A 15,137-nucleotide genomic window follows, 5' to 3' on the forward strand; every position below is an offset into this window, starting at 1 on the left:
AGCCGGGACGGGTGCAGGAGACGCGGGGACGCTATTTTCGCGGGCATGAGTGCCGATTCTGCAGACCCGCCGGTGACCTGTCCGCAATGCGTCCGGCTGCGCCAGAGCGAGCAGCAGCCCGCCCGTTCCGGGGAACCCTCCCCTCGTGACACACCCGGCCCGCCAGTGACAAGGCTGGCACGCCACATGGCCAACCGTCACCCCGATCTCCTGCCCGGATGGTTCGCGAGCTGCGCACGCTGCGAGGAGCTCAGCGGGGCACTGAAACAGGCAGCGACCGCAGGGCTGCTCGGCGCGGGAGCTGCGCAGGCCGGTGCCGAACACCGGGCCCTGCACATCCTGGCCACCCCGGACCTGGACGTCCCCTGACCGGCCCCTTGCCGCCGAGAGACGAAGGGCTGCAGGAGGCGTACTCCGAGGACGGCAGCGCCCGCGTTCATCGACTGCGGCGGCGTAGGTTTTTGAGTTGGGGCGCGATGGGCTCTGGGGATGAGCTCGGTTCGGGCAAAGCAATCAGGGCCTCGCGGGGCCGACGGTTGCGAGGCCCTGATGTGTGTGCCGGGCTACGGCGGGCTGTCCAACGACTGCCGGCGGCATCGGTTGTGCGCTGTCCGGGTGTCCTGGTTCATGCTCAGGGCGCCGCGGCTACGGCTGCGCGGGGCCCTGAGCGCCTCGGGGGAAGGCAGTTGTGCCAACGACTGTGCCGGGCCGTGGTTCCGGGCAGCGTGAAAGGTGTGCTGGGTGTGCTGATTATTTCCGGCATGTCGTCCTGCCGGGGTGGGGTCGCTGTCCGGGAAGGCTCGGGGTGCCTGGGCCGGGTTTGCCGGGCTGTGGCGTGCTCGTGGGTGGGGGCGTGTCAGTCTGGGTGGATGCGTAATGATCTGCCTTTGACGGTGATCGGGAATCTGGTGGAGGAGCCGGAGCTCAGGTTCACGCCGAACGGGATAGCGATTGCCCGGTTCACGGTGGCTTCGACTCCGCGTTCCTTTGACCGGGATACGGAGCAGTGGCGGGATGGTGAGACGACGTTCCTGGACTGCACGGTGTGGCGCCAGCTCGCCGAGAACGCTGCCACGTCGCTGGGCAAGGGTGCCCGGGTCGTGGTCGCGGGCCGGTTGCGGACCGAGCGGTGGGAGAGCCCGGAGGGCGAGAAACGCTCGAAGACAGTGCTGGACGTCGACGACATCGGAGCGTCCATGATGTTCGCGACCGTCCACGTCACCCGCACCGCGCGCCCCGGCCCGGCACGGGAGAGCGCACCGGGCGATCCCTGGGCTTCTGCCCAGCCCGCCCCACCCGCCCCGCCCGGGCGGGGCCCTGAAGGGCCAGTGGGTGCTGACGCACCGTTCTGAACGCTGTCTGGCTTCCCTCGCCCGGCTGGGGCGGGAAGGCAGGCACGCTGGGCGGTGCCGGATCGGGCCTGGTGTCCCCGGGGAAGTCTCCAGCAGTGGAAAAGTCTGTGCTGGGCGCTGCCTATGGGGCTGTTCGGTCGTTGAAGTTGAACAGGGTGGGGACGCGCCCGGCTTCCTGGGCTCCGACGGATGGTGCGCCGGCCCCACAGCGCGGCACAGGTCTCTTTGGCCGCTGCTTGCGGCCGTGCTGTCGGGCGCATTGGAGGTCACTGCGCGCTTGATGCCGGTCGTTCAGTTTACCGGCATCGGGCCGCGGTGTCTGGACACCGGTCTGGCGAATTAACGAAAAGGTGAGTCTTGCCTGTTATTCACAGGTTGTGTGTGGGTTTGTGGATGGTGGGGTGTTGTCCTGGGGTGTGTTCTGGGGTTGGCAGCGGGGGCAGAGGGTCAGGCGGCTGGTGCGGGGTTCGGTGAGGGTGCCCCAGCGTCGCAGAGCCGGCAGCCGCGTGCCAGGACGGGGTCCGCCCGACAGACGCCCGGTTGTGGTGAGGATCGGCCCTGGTCCATGAGGACAGCGTAGGCGGCTCGGTGGCGGGGGCGCTCTGTGTCAGCTGTGGGGTGGACCGTGGACGGCCGGTCCACAGCTGGGGGAGGCCTTCCCCCGGTGGCAACGAGCCCAGGCGGGATGGTTGCCCGGGCCGCGGCCCGGGGGCGTACCGGCTGCCCGGGATCACTGATGCCCCTGGAGTGCGATTGCCGGGTGGTGGACCGGGCGGGTGCTGGGGCGTGTGAAGCGATCCGGTTCCCGCCTGGCTCCGTCCAGGGGGCCGGTCCGAAGGCCGTTTCCCGGTATTCCGTGATCGCAGACGGCGGGAGGGCTGTTGGCAGCCGCCCATCCTGGCCGGGTACAGCCGGGCCTGTGGCTGGCAGGACATGTGATCGGCTGAGTGTTCTAATCAGAGGTGCTGATGCTGGGGTGGTAGCTCAGCTGGTCAGAGCAGCGGACTCATAATCCGTCGGTCGTGGGTTCAAGTCCCACCCACCCCACTGGGCGGCCGGCTGGTGGTGGGGGCAACGGCTCCTGAATTTTCAGGAACCCGCGACAGGGTGTGGGTTTTAGGCGGTGGGTTGGTGGGGTCCGGTGCCGTTGAGGTGTGCGTTGCCGCGGGTGATGCCGTGGACGGCGAGGGTGTTCCAGACCTCGGTGGTGGTCCTGTGGGTGCGTTCGGCGATCCGGGCGACGCTTTCGCCGTTCGCGTAGGCGCTCAGGACGGCCTGGGTGAGGTGTCGGCGGGCTGCGCGCAGGGCTTCCTGTGCCTGGCGCAGGGCCTGGTCTGCCGCTTCCAGGGAATCGTCGCTGCTCATGCCGTCATTCTGCCGGAGAGCCCCGCACTTCCGTGGCTCTGCCCTTGTTGCTGGCCGGGTAGGGCAGGCGCGGGGGCGACAGCCTGTGTGCTCGGTCGTTGCGGGGTGGCCCGTGCTCTGGTCAATCCGTACGCAGAGTGCGGGCTCTGGGATTCGAATGTTTGTGCGGGTCGGGGTTGTACCCGGGCGTTCAACGACGCGGGTAGGGCGGTGGTTGCGTGGGCAGTGGGGCGGACATCCGAAAGGCGGACAGAGTCCGGTGCGGGTCTGCTGTGGCGGAGTGGGCGGGCTGCGGTCCCGGGAGATAGCCCGCGGGACCGCAGCTGCCGTGGCGGGCAGGCCCCACCGCCGCGGCCCTGATCTTCGCAGCCGTCGGGCCGGCTGCTCGCCGCCCAGGACGCCGGCGCCCCCGAAGCGCAGCTTCAGGCGATCGCCGCGGAAGGCCTCCAAGAGGCGTACTTCAAGGACGGTGGAAACCGCGCTCAGGGCCTCCTCGTCGAGTTCACCGACATCGACTACATCGAGGTGAACCTGTAGACCCCGAGCCAGCTCATCGGGACGCGCGCGGCCCCGACTTCCTGCCGGGGGAAGGGATCGGCCGGGCCCACGAGTCGGGGATCGGGCGCGGGGGCATGATGTCCGCCACCGGATGCAGCGGCGGTTCGATCAGGGCTCGGTCGTCACCGCTCAGCGCGCGGGCGGTGAAGCCGGCGGCGTGGAAGTCGTTGACGGCCGCGAACGTGACGAGCGTCCCGACCGGCAGCGCCGCGGCCTGTTCGATGACACGGAGGAGTTCGTCCGCCCAGTCGACCGGCTGGCCGTTGCGCCCGATGCGCTCTGCCCCCGGCGGGAGCCACAAGATCAGCCCGTTCGGGTGGCCGGTGACATCGGAGTGGAGGCTGCCATCCGCCGGGGTGACCGCGGTGACCTTGTCGGCCCGGATCCGTACGTTCCCGATAGCCAGACCCGGGAGCGCCCCGCGCTCACCGTGTCCGGGCCCGCTGGGCGATGGCCGGCTGGGGGCCGGCGGCGGTGTCCATGTAGCCACGGTCCCAGGACCGCCCGGGGCGTGGCGGAGAGTTCAGGAAGTTCCCTGCGAAGGGGGGAGGCGTACTCCGCGGCGCGGTTCGGGGTGGTGCCGTGTCTGGGGCGGGGGTGGGTCGTTGAGGTGCTGGGTAATGCACACCCGGCCCGGGGCGGGCTCTCGTACTCCTGCTGTCTCGCCCGGGGAGGGGTCCCACGTGGTCCCGGCGCCTGCCTGCCTCTGGCGATCGTCCGCTGTCCAGAGGTGGCGGCCCCGGTGCCGGGACCACCCTCTGGTCCTCGCGCTCCCCGTACTGAACCGCCCCGGCGTGTCCGGGGACTCAGTTTGTTGGATGAGCGGCCCGGACGGGGCCGTGGTGGTGATCGTAGTGGGCCTGCTCGGCCTCGGCCGGGGTGAGGTCGTCGCAGGCGCTGTGCAGGCGGTTGTTGTTGTACCGGTCGACCCAGGTCAGGGTGGCGATCTCGACGTCGGTCAGGGACTGCCACGGGCCGTTCGGCTTGATGATCTCGGTCTTGAACAGGCCGATGGTGGTCTCGGCGAGGGCGTTGTCCAGCGCGTCACCGATGGTGCCCACGGACGGGGCGATCCCGGCTTCCTTGAGGTGGTCGGTGTAGCGGATAGCGAGGTATTGGGCCCCGGCGTCGCTGTGGTGGACCAGGCCGTGCAGGTCGGTTGCACCGGTGCGGAAGCGGGCGGCGACCGCCATCTCCAGGGCGTCCAGGACCAGGCCGGTGCGCATGTGGCCGGCCGCGGACCAGCCGATGATCCGGCGGGCGTACACGGGGTCCCGCCGGTAATGCTGCTGGATTGAACGCTAAGGAATGATCATGGTCCGGCGTCGCCTGATGGGGCCAGCCGAGATACGGCCGGAAGGGATAGCAGCACGACTTGGAACCGCAGTTCACCGTGGGTGGGCTCCGTCAGCGGCGGCCGTCTGCTCATCGTGTTCGCGCAGCATCCGCATGACGGTCGCGGGCGAGGGATGCTGGCCCTTCTTCTTGCCGGTGGTGATGACGAGCCGGGCGGCGATGTCGCGCAGGCTCATCTTCTGGTCGCGCAGGTGGAGGGCCATGGAAAGCATGGCGTCGTCGGCGACGCTGGCCCCGCCGATGGTCTTGCCGCGTGTGCGGGCGGATTCGTGGCCTTCCAGGGTGCGGTCGCGGATGTACTCGCGCTCCATGCCGGACAGGGCGGCCAGCACCGTGAACACCACGCCCGACGGGTCGTGCGAGCCCTTGAGCTCTCCGGTCAGGAACTCCAGGCCGACGTCGCCGGCTTTCAGCTCTTCGGCCAGCGTCGCCAGCTCGATGCCACGGCCCAGCCGCTTGTGCTCGTGGACGACGAGGGTGACGCGCACGCCGGAGGCGCGCAGTTCGCCGGCGAGGCTGACGGCCGCCTCCAGCTCGGGCCGCTTGGCGGCGCGGGTGGAGATCTTCTCCGAGAAGATCCGGGTCACCCCGGCCTCGGTGAGGGAGTCGAGTTGCGAGTCGAGCAGCTGGCGGGCGGTGGACGCGCGGGCGTAGCCGAGGCGGACGTGCCCGACCGGCTCGGCGCCGATGTTCACCGGGCGGGGCAGTTCGGTCCAGACCGCGCCGGGCTTGCGCACGGCGGGGGTCGGCACGTTCAGCACCTTGCCAAGTTGGGGCACCAGGCGGAAGCGGGCGGTGTGGTACTGGATGGCCACCTTGCCCTTGCCGGTGCGGCACGGCGAGCCCGCGGGGGCGGCGCAGGTGGACATCGGGCAGTCGTGCGATTCCACGCGCTTGAAGTCGTCGCTCACGAGCCTCGACTGTTTCATGAGTGGTTTCAAGCTGTCGAGTCGTTTGCAACAACTCATGAAACACGGTTCGCCCTGGACGCGTCCGTCGGGTGACGGCGTTTCACAGGCGAACACCTATGAAACATCCGGGCTCCCGCCGGTCCGTCCCGTGCACTCGTATGATCACCAGGGCCCGGCGGGCATCGTGGCGGCCATTGTTCGAGCTTCACAAGCAGCAGCTTGCAGTCGGCCACCGCGTCCTGCGGGCCGCCGAGGGGCTGGTTGCGGTAGGTGCCGCGCTCGACCGGCCAGCTGCTGCCCGCCGATCGGCCGGTCCTGGGTCGGCGGGTCAGCGAGGAACTGCCCATGCATTGGTCGGCTCGTAGGGGATCTTGACGACGGTGAGGCCTCGGCTGCTCCGAATGGCCCCTGATACGCGTTCGGTCGGTGTATGGAAGTGAGTGGCGCGGCCGCGCGAGCTCGACTTCTGGCCAGACTCTGCCGTGACTCGATACCTGATCGGCCAGAGAAACGGCCGGGGGTCTCGTGCGCGAAAGGTGGAGCAAACTTCATGGCAGTAACCGCTGGAGTATCTCGGGGCAAGAAGCAGCCGAGGCGGGCGACGCTCAGGGCTTCGCTCCTCTGCGTCGGCATGGTCACGGCACTCGCCGTCCCGTTCGCCGGTTTCGCGACTGCCCAGCAGGCCGTGGCCGGGGCCCCGAGCGGGGACGGCAAGCAGCCTGTGCAGCGGACCGGCAACCCTGACTGCGACGACCTCATGCCGGGCGCGTTCCTGTTCGAGTTCCGACAGGATCCCCCCGTGGACGCGAACAACATCCCGCTGTCCTTCAACGGGCTGACCGGCACGCTCGATGTCGACGTCAGGAACACCTCGAGCGGGCAGGTCTTCGACTACAACTTCGACGGCGACTTCACCGCCTTCGGTGTGATCGTCAAGGGCGGCCCGAACGCCAACTTCTACGACTACCAGCCCAGCGGCAACACGGACGACACCAACCTGCACGCCCCGGTCAACCCGCAAAACAACCGCTTCTACGGCCTCAGCCACATCTCGTTCTGCATCGGCGAGGCCCCGCGTCCCGGTGCACTCAAGATCCTGAAGAAGAGCACCAAGGCGGGCAACCCCCTGGTCAGCCAGGCCGGCGCGGTGTTCTCGATTACCGGTCCCGGAGAGTACAGCGCCAGCGTGACCGACGACACGACCATGGCGGCCCCAGATGAGGACCCGACCATCGGCGAGGTCTGCGTATCCGGGCTTCAGCCCGGCACGTACACCGTCAACGAGACGACGCCTCCCCCGGGATACGGCGACGCCAGCCAGACGGACGTGACCGTGCAGGTCGTCGCCGGGACGGACTGCGGTAACCGTCCGCCCGCCGCTGCCGCCACCGCCACGTTCACCAACGACCCGCTCGCTGACGTCCTGGTGCGCGTGGACGGCCAGGAGTCGGGCGAGATCAGCTCCACCATCACGTGCAACGGCAACAGCGCCGGCCCCTCGGACCCGGTCCAGCTCAACATCAACGACCTGCCGCCGGGTGACTACAACTGCCTCCTCCACATCGACCCGTGACCTGGATCGCGTCTGCCCGGTGAGCAGCTGACCGGACGCGACCGTCAGATAAGTGGGCACTGATGAGCCACGCGGGCGGATCGAGCTGGTGAAACCAGCTCGATCCGCCCGCGCCCATTGGCCATGTACCACGGCACCAACGCGCCCGAGGAGCACGCAGTGTTCGCACCATCGACCCCGGACGCCGCCCTTCCCTCCGTGGGGCGCGGCCGGGGCCGGCTGCTGCCTGGGGCTATTCCTCGGAGGCGGCCGGGTCGCGCAGCGGGCGCAGTGAGCCGTCGCCGTGGGAGCGGACGATCGGGTACCGGCCATGGAAATTAATATGTTCATGGACCAGCGGAGAGAGCCGGGAGCGGATCTCCGGTGAGATGGTCAGCCCGCCAGCCTCCAGCTCCTTGACGGCAGCGTCCATGTAGAGGGTGTTCCACCAGACCACCGCGTTCAGCGCCATGCCCAGCGCCCCCAGCTGATTCTCCATCCCCTCCCGGTAGGCGTGCCTGAGCTCGCCGAGCCGTCCGAAGAAGATGCTCCGGGCCAGTGCGTGGCGGCCCTCGCCGATATTCAGCTGGACACCGATCATGCGCCGGTATGCCTCGGAGTCGATGAACTGGAGCAGGTGGAGGGTCTTGAAGATCCGGCCGTAGTGCGCGAACGCGTCGCCGAGGCCCGTCATGCGGTCGCCGCTGGTCATCATCCGCAGCAGGTCGTACGCCCGCACCTTGCCGGTCGTGAGCGAGCCGGCGACGCGGAGCATGTCCTCCCAGTTCTGCCGGATCCGCTCGACCTGCACGCGCTGGCGGGAGACCAGCTGGAGCGGCCCGTAGTCCTTGGACATGTCCAGCCGCCACAGCCGCGCGTCGGAGATGTCGGCGATCCTGGGGGAGAACTGGTAGCCGCAGATCGCGAAGAGCCCGAAGACGAGGTCGCTGTACGAACCGGTATCGGTGATGACGATCTCCGGGCGGACCGGCCCGTCCAAGTTGAACATCGCGTCCAGGATGCCGAGCGAGTCGCGCAGTGTGCCGGGCATCACGATGCCGCCCAGGCCCATCACCCGGTCCGAGACGACGTTGAGCCACGTCGCTCCGCGCCCGGTGAAGTACTTCCGGTTCGGGCGGGTGTGGATCGAGCGCAAGGGTACGTTGAAGCGCATCCCGTCGCGCGGAGGCGACATGGCCGCCACCCCAGTCGGAGGCGAGGTCGATGTCACCCTGCCGGGCGACCAGCAGCCCGGAGGCGGCACTCATCCCGGGCAGGTTCCAATAACCCCACTCCGCAGCGGCCAGCCGCGAGCGGGTCAGCGCCTTCTCACCGGGCTTGATCACCGGCTCGAACCCGATGTTCGTGGACTTGCTGACCAGGAGCGCGGTGAGCGTGAGATCCAGATCGGCGGGGCGGGCGACCTTCCCGCCGATGTGCTCGAAAGGGTCGAACATGCCGGTACGGGCGTGGACTTCCAGCAGCAGCTCCGGATAGTCGATCCTCGGCAGCATCGCCTGCACCGCGTCGTGCACCGGCTTGAACCCGGCGGTCTCGGGCTCCGCCTCCAGACGGTCCAGGCGGATCTTCCCGTCCACGATGTCCACCGCCGCGTTGTGGGGCAGGCCCTCGGCGACATGCGCGTACATCTCGTCCAGCAGCACCTCCAGCTCGCCCAGGTGCTCATCCGCACTGCCCGACAGCTCCAGCGCGGTCAGCACCCTTGGCCTGTTGACCTGCCAGTCCGGCCCCGACAGCAGCCTTGCCCGCGGGTCACCCCAGTTGTCCGCACCCCTGGCGAACACATCCCGGCGCTTGAGCGCCGTGTGCAGCCCCTCCAGCACACAGAACGTCCACGCGTGCTTGTCGATGTACCCGTTCGGTGCCAGCAGCGGGTTGCCCAGCACCAGGCGCCGCCACGTGCCGTCCAGCAGCGACGCGTTGATGTGCTCGGGGCCGGGCTTGCGCCGGGCATGGACCTTCGGCAGCTCCCGCAGCGCCTCCACCAGCGGTGTGCCGGCCTGCGTCGCACCCCACGGGATCACCTCGGCCAGCAGTGAGGTGAACGGCCGCACCGTCGCGTACCGCTCCAGCAGCTGCTTGCGCCAGGCGGTGTCCGCATCCTCGTCCGTACCCTCGGGCAACAGCTCGCCGAGTTCCACGATCGCCCTGGCCAGTTCCTCGCGGGTGATGAGCTGCTCGATGATCTCCCACGCCTGGGCCACACTCAGCGGCACCGGTTCCCCGCCGACCTCGCCGCCGTCACTCTCGATGGGGACGTCGAGGAACACGGAGACCGCGTCCCTCACCTTCGCCGCGGCCTTCCGCAGGCGCGGCAGCCCCACCAGCTTGGCCTTGTCCTCCTCGCGTTCCGCGCGGGCCAGCAGCTTCGTGGCCATGAGTACGTCGAACAGCGTGAGTGCGTCATCAACCGAGGACCCCTCCAGATGCCGCATCGTGGCCAGCACCGTCGCCGTACGCCGCGGCTCTGCCAGCCTGCGCAGCGTCGGCGCGTGCGCGCTCATCCCGTACCGGGCCAGCTCCGCCAGCTTCACCGGCGGCACCCGCCACAAATCCAGCTCGCCCGACTTCACCCCGTGAATGTCCCGCGTCCGCTCCAACGCGGCCTTCTGCCCCCGCCCCGACACATCCTGCGGGCCCTTGCGCCACCCCTCTAGCACAGACCGTGTGACCCCCTCCGGGACATCGAGGAGCTCCAGCAACGAGCGCCTGAACTCCGGATCCACCGGAGCGTCCACCACCGAGTAGATCAGCGCCTGCTCGCCGGTACGGACCTCACCGACCAGACGGGCCAGCTGAGTGAGCCCCGGCATCAACACCCGGTTACGCAGCAGCCACGTCACCGCCCGGTCGAACAGCGCCCGAGGCCCCTCGTTCGACACCCACACCCGCCCCGCGATGTACTCCCGCAGGGCCAGGTCACCGTCCTCGAAGTCACGGACCCCCAGCAGCTTCCGGATCTCACGGGCGTGCTCATGCTGGGTCGGCAGCCGCTCCGGGTACAGCTTCAGACACGACGGATCGTCGACCCCCAACTGGTCCGCGACGAACTCGGCCACCCCAGGCGGCACTTCGGCCGGCGCCGACAAGAAGGCGCCCAGCATCCGTACCGTGCCCCACTGAACCGCCCAGCCCAGCCGGTTGTGAGGGCGGCGCTTGGCCGCCGCCTGCTCCAGCGCCACTGTGTCCAGCCGGAAGAACTCCTCCAGCTCCTGCGCCGACGGCTCCCCGGCGAAGCGTCCGTACCGGGCTATCTGATCTTCTGAAAGATACTCAACAGTCACATTCCGTGACGCTAGGCAACAGGTGTCACAGCCGCCCCGGCAGTGATCGAACCGAGACCCCTCGAACCATGATCATTCCTTAGCGTTCAATCCAGCAGCGTTACCGGCGGGACCCCTACACGTCGATGACGAACGCGACGTAGGCCGTGCCGGTCAGGGTGGCCACGTAGGTGAAGTCGGTGACCCACAACCGGTTTGGCGCCGGCCGGTTGAATCGGCGTTGCACCAGGTCGACGGGGCGGGCAGCGGCCGGATCCGGCACCGTAGTGCGGTGCTTCTTGCCGCGGACCGCGCCGCGCAGGCCCAGCTCGCGCATCAGCCGCTCGACGGTGCACCGGGCTACCGGTATTCCCTCCCGGTTGAGCTGAAGCCACACCTTCCTCGCCCCGTAGACCCGGAAGTTCTTGTCGAACACGCGGGTGATCTCCCGCTTCAGCACCTCATCCCGCGAGGACATCCCGCCGGAGCCGGAGTGACGCTGCTGCCGGGTTGCGGCGTCGTAGTAGGTGGACGCCGCGATCGGCGCTCCGTGCTCACTCAGCACGCGGCAGATCGGCTCGACTCCCCACCGCACCCCTGCTTCGCCGGTAGTGTCCTTGTGGGCGCTGATGAAGTTCACGAGGACCTGCGTGGCCGGTCGAGCTCGGCCGCGAAGAAAATCGAGGATGCCCGCAGGATCTCGTTCGCCCGCTTCAGCTCCCGCACCTCGGCCCGCAGCCGGCGCAGCTCCGCCGACTCTGCCGTGCTGGTCCCCGCCCTGGTGCCGGCGTCGACCTCGGCCTGCCGGACCCACTTGCGCAGCGTCTCCGCGGCGCCGATGCCGAGCTTGCCGGCGACCGAGCAGATCGCAGCCCACTCGGTCGGATGATCGGGCCGAACCTCGGCCACCAGCCGCACCGCACGCTCCCGCAGCTCAGCCGGGTAGTTCCTCGAAGGACGTGACATGGACTCCATCTCCTCACGAAGTGGAGCCTCCGAACACACCGGGGCGGTTCAGTCCGCTACACCATCGAGTAGGCAACTCAACAGTTCCGCCTCAATACCTCTTACTGGATGTCGAATTTTTCCCAGGGGCCGATCGCTGTTCGGTTGGCGATGAGTGGGGAGGTGCCTCCGTCTTCTGCGGTGACGAGGCGGCCGTTAGCGTGTGCGCGAAAGCTGACGCTGCCGTCTGTGTTGTGGAGGACGTCGAATTTTTCCCAGGGGCCGATCGCTGTTCGGTTGGCGATGAGTGGGGAGGTGCCTCCGTCTTCTGCGGTGACGAGGCGGCCGTTAGCGTGTGCGCGAAAGCTGACGCTGCCGTCTGTGTTGTGGAGGACGTCGAATTTTTCCCAGGGGCCGATCGCTGTTCGGTTGGCGATGAGTGGGGAGGTGCCTCCGTCTTCTGCGGTGACGAGGCGGCCGTTAGCGTGTGCGCGAAAGCTGATAGCCGTGGCTGGGAGGCTATTGCGGGCTATGATCGTACCGATCAGGGCATGGCCGGGATAGTCCATGAGGACCACCCCGGTGCGGGGCAGCTGGGTCGAGCCGTTGCCGAGTAGACCGTTCAGGGCAAGTTGGTTCACGCCGGTGGTGAACAGGCCGCCGCCAGCCACCTCGGCCGGACCAGGGCCGAACGGTGCGCAATTTGCAGAGAGGTAGGTGGTATACATCTGGCTCGTGGTATCGGCGGAGGCTGAGGCGATGTTGGCGCGTGCCACTGCCCACTTCTTGCCGGTGTCGCACTGCTGCCAGTCGTTTTCGATGTTACTGGTGTACTGCCTAAGCCCGTAGCCCCCGTAGCGGCCGCCAGGGCCGCTGAAGTCCGTGAGCACGATGCGGCCGCGGACCTGGCCGAGGTTCGGCACGTCAGCGGTGGAGTTACCAGCGACGGTGGGCGCGTAGAACAGGCCTGGATAGCGGGCGAGATAGCTGCGAAATATCCGGATCCGGTCGTCACGCGTGGTTGTGGAAGGGTCGTCGACGCAGTGGCCGATCGAGTCGGTGCCGCTGCCACCCTCGGTTGAGTTGGCGTCGCACTCACCGGTGAGCTTCATCAAGATCGTTTCATGCGGGTGAGCGGACAGGAAGCTGCGGGCATTGGCGAGCACATCGTCGAAGTTGGCGTGCTGATAGACATTGGTGTGGTGGATAGCGAAAGCGGCGCCACTGTTCACCACCCGTACCCGGATGTCGATTGCGCGAACACCTGCGGTGAGCTGGGCATTGAGCGTCGCGGCGCCGTCGCCGTGATTCTCCTGGGCTTCGTAGGCCCATGGCGCCAAGCCTCCATGGATCGCCAGGGTGTCGTGAGTGCCGGGTATCGACATGGCACCGAGGCCGAGCCAGTTCGGCAAGTTCCGCATCCAGTCCGTATGGGACTGTTCGGTCAGGCTGTTGAAGGCCGACGAGGACAGACCCGGCAGCGCTGCCGCCGTGCCGCTTCCCCCGCCGAGTGCTGTAAGGGCGAACACCGCTACCACGAGGGCAGCGACGCCACGGCGTGCGGTGAGGTCCCGCTGTCTACGCATGCTGATCCGTCTCTGTGTCGGCCGACAGTGGCTGATCACCGATCCGGTCGACGGGTTCTGATCCGCCGAACCGTTGGCGTACGGATGTTAGGGCAATTGATTACCCACAGGTAGAGCACCTGGGATGTTTGGCCTATGTGCATATGAGGCTAAGCACGGTCGACACCTTGCCGTACAGGGCCCCCAAAGGCGCCGTGAGGGTGCTGGCGCCGCCGGACAGCGGAGCGACCAGCCATAGGGCCCGCTCGTGCGTCTCGGCGTCCGCGAGCATGTCGACCCTGGCAGCGCACGTCCAGGCTGGCATCCGCTGCAGGCCAGGGCCCTCGACTATCCGCTCGGCGACCTCGCCGGTATTGGTGCGGTCGGCGAGGACGAACAGGCGCGGCTCCATGAACGGCATTGACCGCATCAACGAGGTGACGTGATCCAGCAGTGCACGGCGCACCCACGCCGACAAGTAGTTGTCCGCAGTGGGTCCGCCCACCAGACCGCGTACGCGCCGCCGGAGGCTGGCCACAGCAGGTCCTCGGCGATGCCCTAAGAGGGGGTCTGTCAAACGAGCGGCTCTTCCAAGATTTTCGTAGGCGTTGATCGTTGCGGTGATCCGTTACGGGGGCGGGGCCGCTGCTGCCAGGCTGGTGACGTGTGTTGTTGCTGTCGAGGAACTACTGCCGCAGCTGGCTGGGTTACGGATCGAGAGGGTGGAGACCAGCCCGGAGGCGCTGCGGATCACCGCCGTGACCAGGGACGGCATACCCCGGGCCTGCCCGCAGTGCGGGCAGATGTCGCAGTGGACGCACTCGCGGTACGTGCGTCATGTCGCGGGCGAGGCGGTGGGCGGGCGTTCGTTGGTGATCGACCTGTCGGTACGGCGGTTGTACTGCGAAAACCTTGACTGTCCGAAGGTGACCTTCGTTGAGCAGGTCGCTGGTCTGACGGAGCGTTACCAGCGGCGGACCCCGGCGCTGCGACGAGTGGTCGAGGCGGTCGCGGTGGCTTTGGCGGGCTCGGCCGGCGCCCGGCTACTCACCGTCCTGCACCACGCATTGTCCGGGTCGACGGTGCTGAACTGCCTGATGCGGATCGCTCCGCCGGACCGGCCGGTGCCACGGGTAGCCGGGATCGATGAGTTCGCCCTGCTCAAGGGCCACCGCTACGCCACGATCGTCATCGACGCGGAGACTGGCGAGCGGATCGAGGTGCTGTCGGATCGGCGGGCCGCGACCATCACCACCTGGCTGCGCGAGCATCCCGGAGTCCGGGTCGTCTGTCGGGACGGTTCCGGCGGCTTCGCCCAGGCGACCCGCGCCGCCGACCCGACGATTGTGCAGGTCATGGACAGATGGCACCTGTGGCACGGGCTCGCCGAGGCTGCGTGGAAGGAAGTGAGTGCCCACGGCTCGTGCTGGGGGAAGTTCGGACCACCGCTGCGGGAGGGCAAGCAGGCTGCGACAACACGGAACGCTGGCGCCAGATCCGTGAGCTTCTGGACGCCGGGGTGAGTCTCCTTGAGTGCGCGCGTCGGCTTGGCCTGACCCTGAACACCGTCAAGCGTTACGCCCGCCACAGCGAGCCCGACCGGCTCGTCCGCACTCCCACCTACCGGCCAGGCCTGGTCGACCCCTACCGCGATCACCTGCGAGAACGCCGTGCCGGAGGCGCGGCAGTCCCCACCACCCACCTGCTGGCCGAGATCCGGGACATGGGCTACACCGGCAGCGCGAATCTCCTGGTCCGCTACATCAACCAGGGTCGCGTCGAAGCCGACCACGCCGCCCTCTCCCCGCGCCGCGTCACCCGTCTGATGACCACCCGCCCGGACCGCCTCGACGATGATCAGCGCACCCTGCGTGACCAGCTCGCCGGCGCCTGTCCCGAGATGGCCGCGCTGGCGGGCCAGCTCCGCACCTTCGCCGACCTGCTGGTCCCGGACGGGAGCAATGCAGAGGCACTGACCGGCTGGATCACCCGGGCTCGCGCCGCCGACCTGCCCTTCCTGCACTCCTTCGCGAACGGCCTGGAACGCGACCGCGCCGCTGTCGACGCCGCTGTGACCCTGCCCCACCACAACGGCCGCACGGAAGGCGTCAACAACAAGATCAAACTCATCAAGCGTCTGATGTATGGCCGTGCAGGTCATCGTCTTCTTCGCCAGCTCATCCTGCTCAACTGACGCCCCACCCCAACGATCAACGCCTACGAAAATCTTGGAAGAGCCAATCGAATGA

General features: G+C 68.3%; 11 protein-coding genes, 1 tRNA gene and 4 pseudogenes. 6 read left to right on the forward strand and 10 right to left on the reverse strand.

Features of this window, described 5'->3' with window-relative positions:
* Positions 1–186: 186 nt before the first annotated feature.
* The 3 genes from AC3IYI_RS42015 to AC3IYI_RS42025 all read left to right on the forward strand — a co-directional run bounded on the left by AC3IYI_RS42015 (position 187) and on the right by AC3IYI_RS42025 (position 2,399).
* Complete coding sequence (locus tag AC3IYI_RS42015) at positions 187–369, forward strand: hypothetical protein (RefSeq protein WP_489412214.1); 183 nt, start codon at positions 187–189, stop codon at positions 367–369.
* Positions 370–869: 500 nt separating this feature from the next.
* Positions 870–1,352: a single-stranded DNA-binding protein gene (gene ssb, locus AC3IYI_RS42020; protein ID WP_489412215.1), complete on the forward strand. Its 483-nt coding sequence runs from the start codon at positions 870–872 to the stop codon at positions 1,350–1,352.
* Between the two features lie 973 nt (positions 1,353–2,325).
* A tRNA-Ile gene (locus AC3IYI_RS42025) sits at positions 2,326–2,399 on the forward strand.
* A gap of 69 nt (positions 2,400–2,468) precedes the next feature.
* Here the strand turns inward: AC3IYI_RS42025 and AC3IYI_RS42030 are convergent.
* The 4 genes from AC3IYI_RS42030 to AC3IYI_RS42045 all read right to left on the reverse strand — a co-directional run bounded on the left by AC3IYI_RS42030 (position 2,469) and on the right by AC3IYI_RS42045 (position 5,560).
* Positions 2,469–2,717, reverse strand: a complete 249-nt coding sequence (locus tag AC3IYI_RS42030) for a hypothetical protein (RefSeq protein WP_489412216.1) — start codon at positions 2,715–2,717, stop codon at positions 2,469–2,471.
* Between the two features lie 550 nt (positions 2,718–3,267).
* Positions 3,268–3,765 (reverse strand): hypothetical protein, encoded by a 498-nt coding sequence (locus AC3IYI_RS42035; RefSeq protein WP_489412217.1) that lies wholly within the window; start codon positions 3,763–3,765, stop codon positions 3,268–3,270.
* A gap of 316 nt (positions 3,766–4,081) precedes the next feature.
* Positions 4,082–4,543 (reverse strand): integrase core domain-containing protein, encoded by a 462-nt coding sequence (locus AC3IYI_RS42040; protein WP_489412218.1) that lies wholly within the window; start codon positions 4,541–4,543, stop codon positions 4,082–4,084.
* A 120-nt stretch (positions 4,544–4,663) separates the two neighbouring features.
* Complete coding sequence (locus AC3IYI_RS42045) at positions 4,664–5,560, reverse strand: recombinase family protein (RefSeq protein WP_489412219.1); 897 nt, start codon at positions 5,558–5,560, stop codon at positions 4,664–4,666.
* A 532-nt stretch (positions 5,561–6,092) separates the two neighbouring features.
* On the opposite strand from AC3IYI_RS42045, the gene AC3IYI_RS42050 reads away from it, so the two are divergent.
* On the forward strand, positions 6,093–7,115 hold the full coding sequence (locus AC3IYI_RS42050) for a SpaA isopeptide-forming pilin-related protein (protein ID WP_489412075.1): 1,023 nt from the start codon (positions 6,093–6,095) through the stop codon (positions 7,113–7,115).
* Between the two features lie 232 nt (positions 7,116–7,347).
* Here the strand turns inward: AC3IYI_RS42050 and AC3IYI_RS42055 are convergent, their stop codons facing one another.
* Both AC3IYI_RS42055 and AC3IYI_RS42060 read right to left on the reverse strand, forming a co-directional pair.
* On the reverse strand, positions 7,348–8,289 hold the full coding sequence (locus AC3IYI_RS42055; protein ID WP_489412220.1) for a Tn3 family transposase: 942 nt from the start codon (positions 8,287–8,289) through the stop codon (positions 7,348–7,350).
* Positions 8,290–8,335: 46 nt separating this feature from the next.
* A pseudogene (locus AC3IYI_RS42060) lies at positions 8,336–8,743 on the reverse strand (Tn3 family transposase); the annotation flags it as partial.
* 271 nt (positions 8,744–9,014) lie between these two features.
* Here AC3IYI_RS42060 and AC3IYI_RS42065 point away from each other — a divergent pair.
* Positions 9,015–9,695 carry a hypothetical protein gene (locus tag AC3IYI_RS42065; protein ID WP_489412221.1) on the forward strand — a complete coding sequence of 227 codons (681 nt, stop codon included), beginning with the start codon at positions 9,015–9,017 and terminating at the stop codon, positions 9,693–9,695.
* Positions 9,696–9,898: 203 nt separating this feature from the next.
* Here the strand turns inward: AC3IYI_RS42065 and AC3IYI_RS42070 are convergent.
* The 4 genes and pseudogenes from AC3IYI_RS42070 to AC3IYI_RS42085 form a co-directional block, all read right to left on the reverse strand.
* Positions 9,899–10,399 (reverse strand): annotated as a pseudogene (locus AC3IYI_RS42070) (DUF4158 domain-containing protein); the annotation flags it as partial.
* A 121-nt stretch (positions 10,400–10,520) separates the two neighbouring features.
* Positions 10,521–11,344 (reverse strand): annotated as a pseudogene (locus tag AC3IYI_RS42075) (IS3 family transposase); the annotation flags it as partial.
* 101 nt (positions 11,345–11,445) lie between these two features.
* On the reverse strand, positions 11,446–12,861 hold the full coding sequence (locus AC3IYI_RS42080; protein ID WP_489412222.1) for a phosphatidylinositol-specific phospholipase C domain-containing protein: 1,416 nt from the start codon (positions 12,859–12,861) through the stop codon (positions 11,446–11,448).
* Between the two features lie 181 nt (positions 12,862–13,042).
* Positions 13,043–13,426, reverse strand: coding sequence for a hypothetical protein (locus tag AC3IYI_RS42085; RefSeq protein ID WP_489412223.1), 384 nt, complete (start codon positions 13,424–13,426; stop codon positions 13,043–13,045).
* Between the two features lie 121 nt (positions 13,427–13,547).
* Here AC3IYI_RS42085 and AC3IYI_RS42090 point away from each other — a divergent pair.
* Positions 13,548–15,082: pseudogene (locus AC3IYI_RS42090) on the forward strand (ISL3 family transposase).
* The last annotated feature ends 55 nt before the right edge of the window (positions 15,083–15,137 follow it).

Source organism: Streptomyces sp. GL_148, from assembly GCF_057834205.1.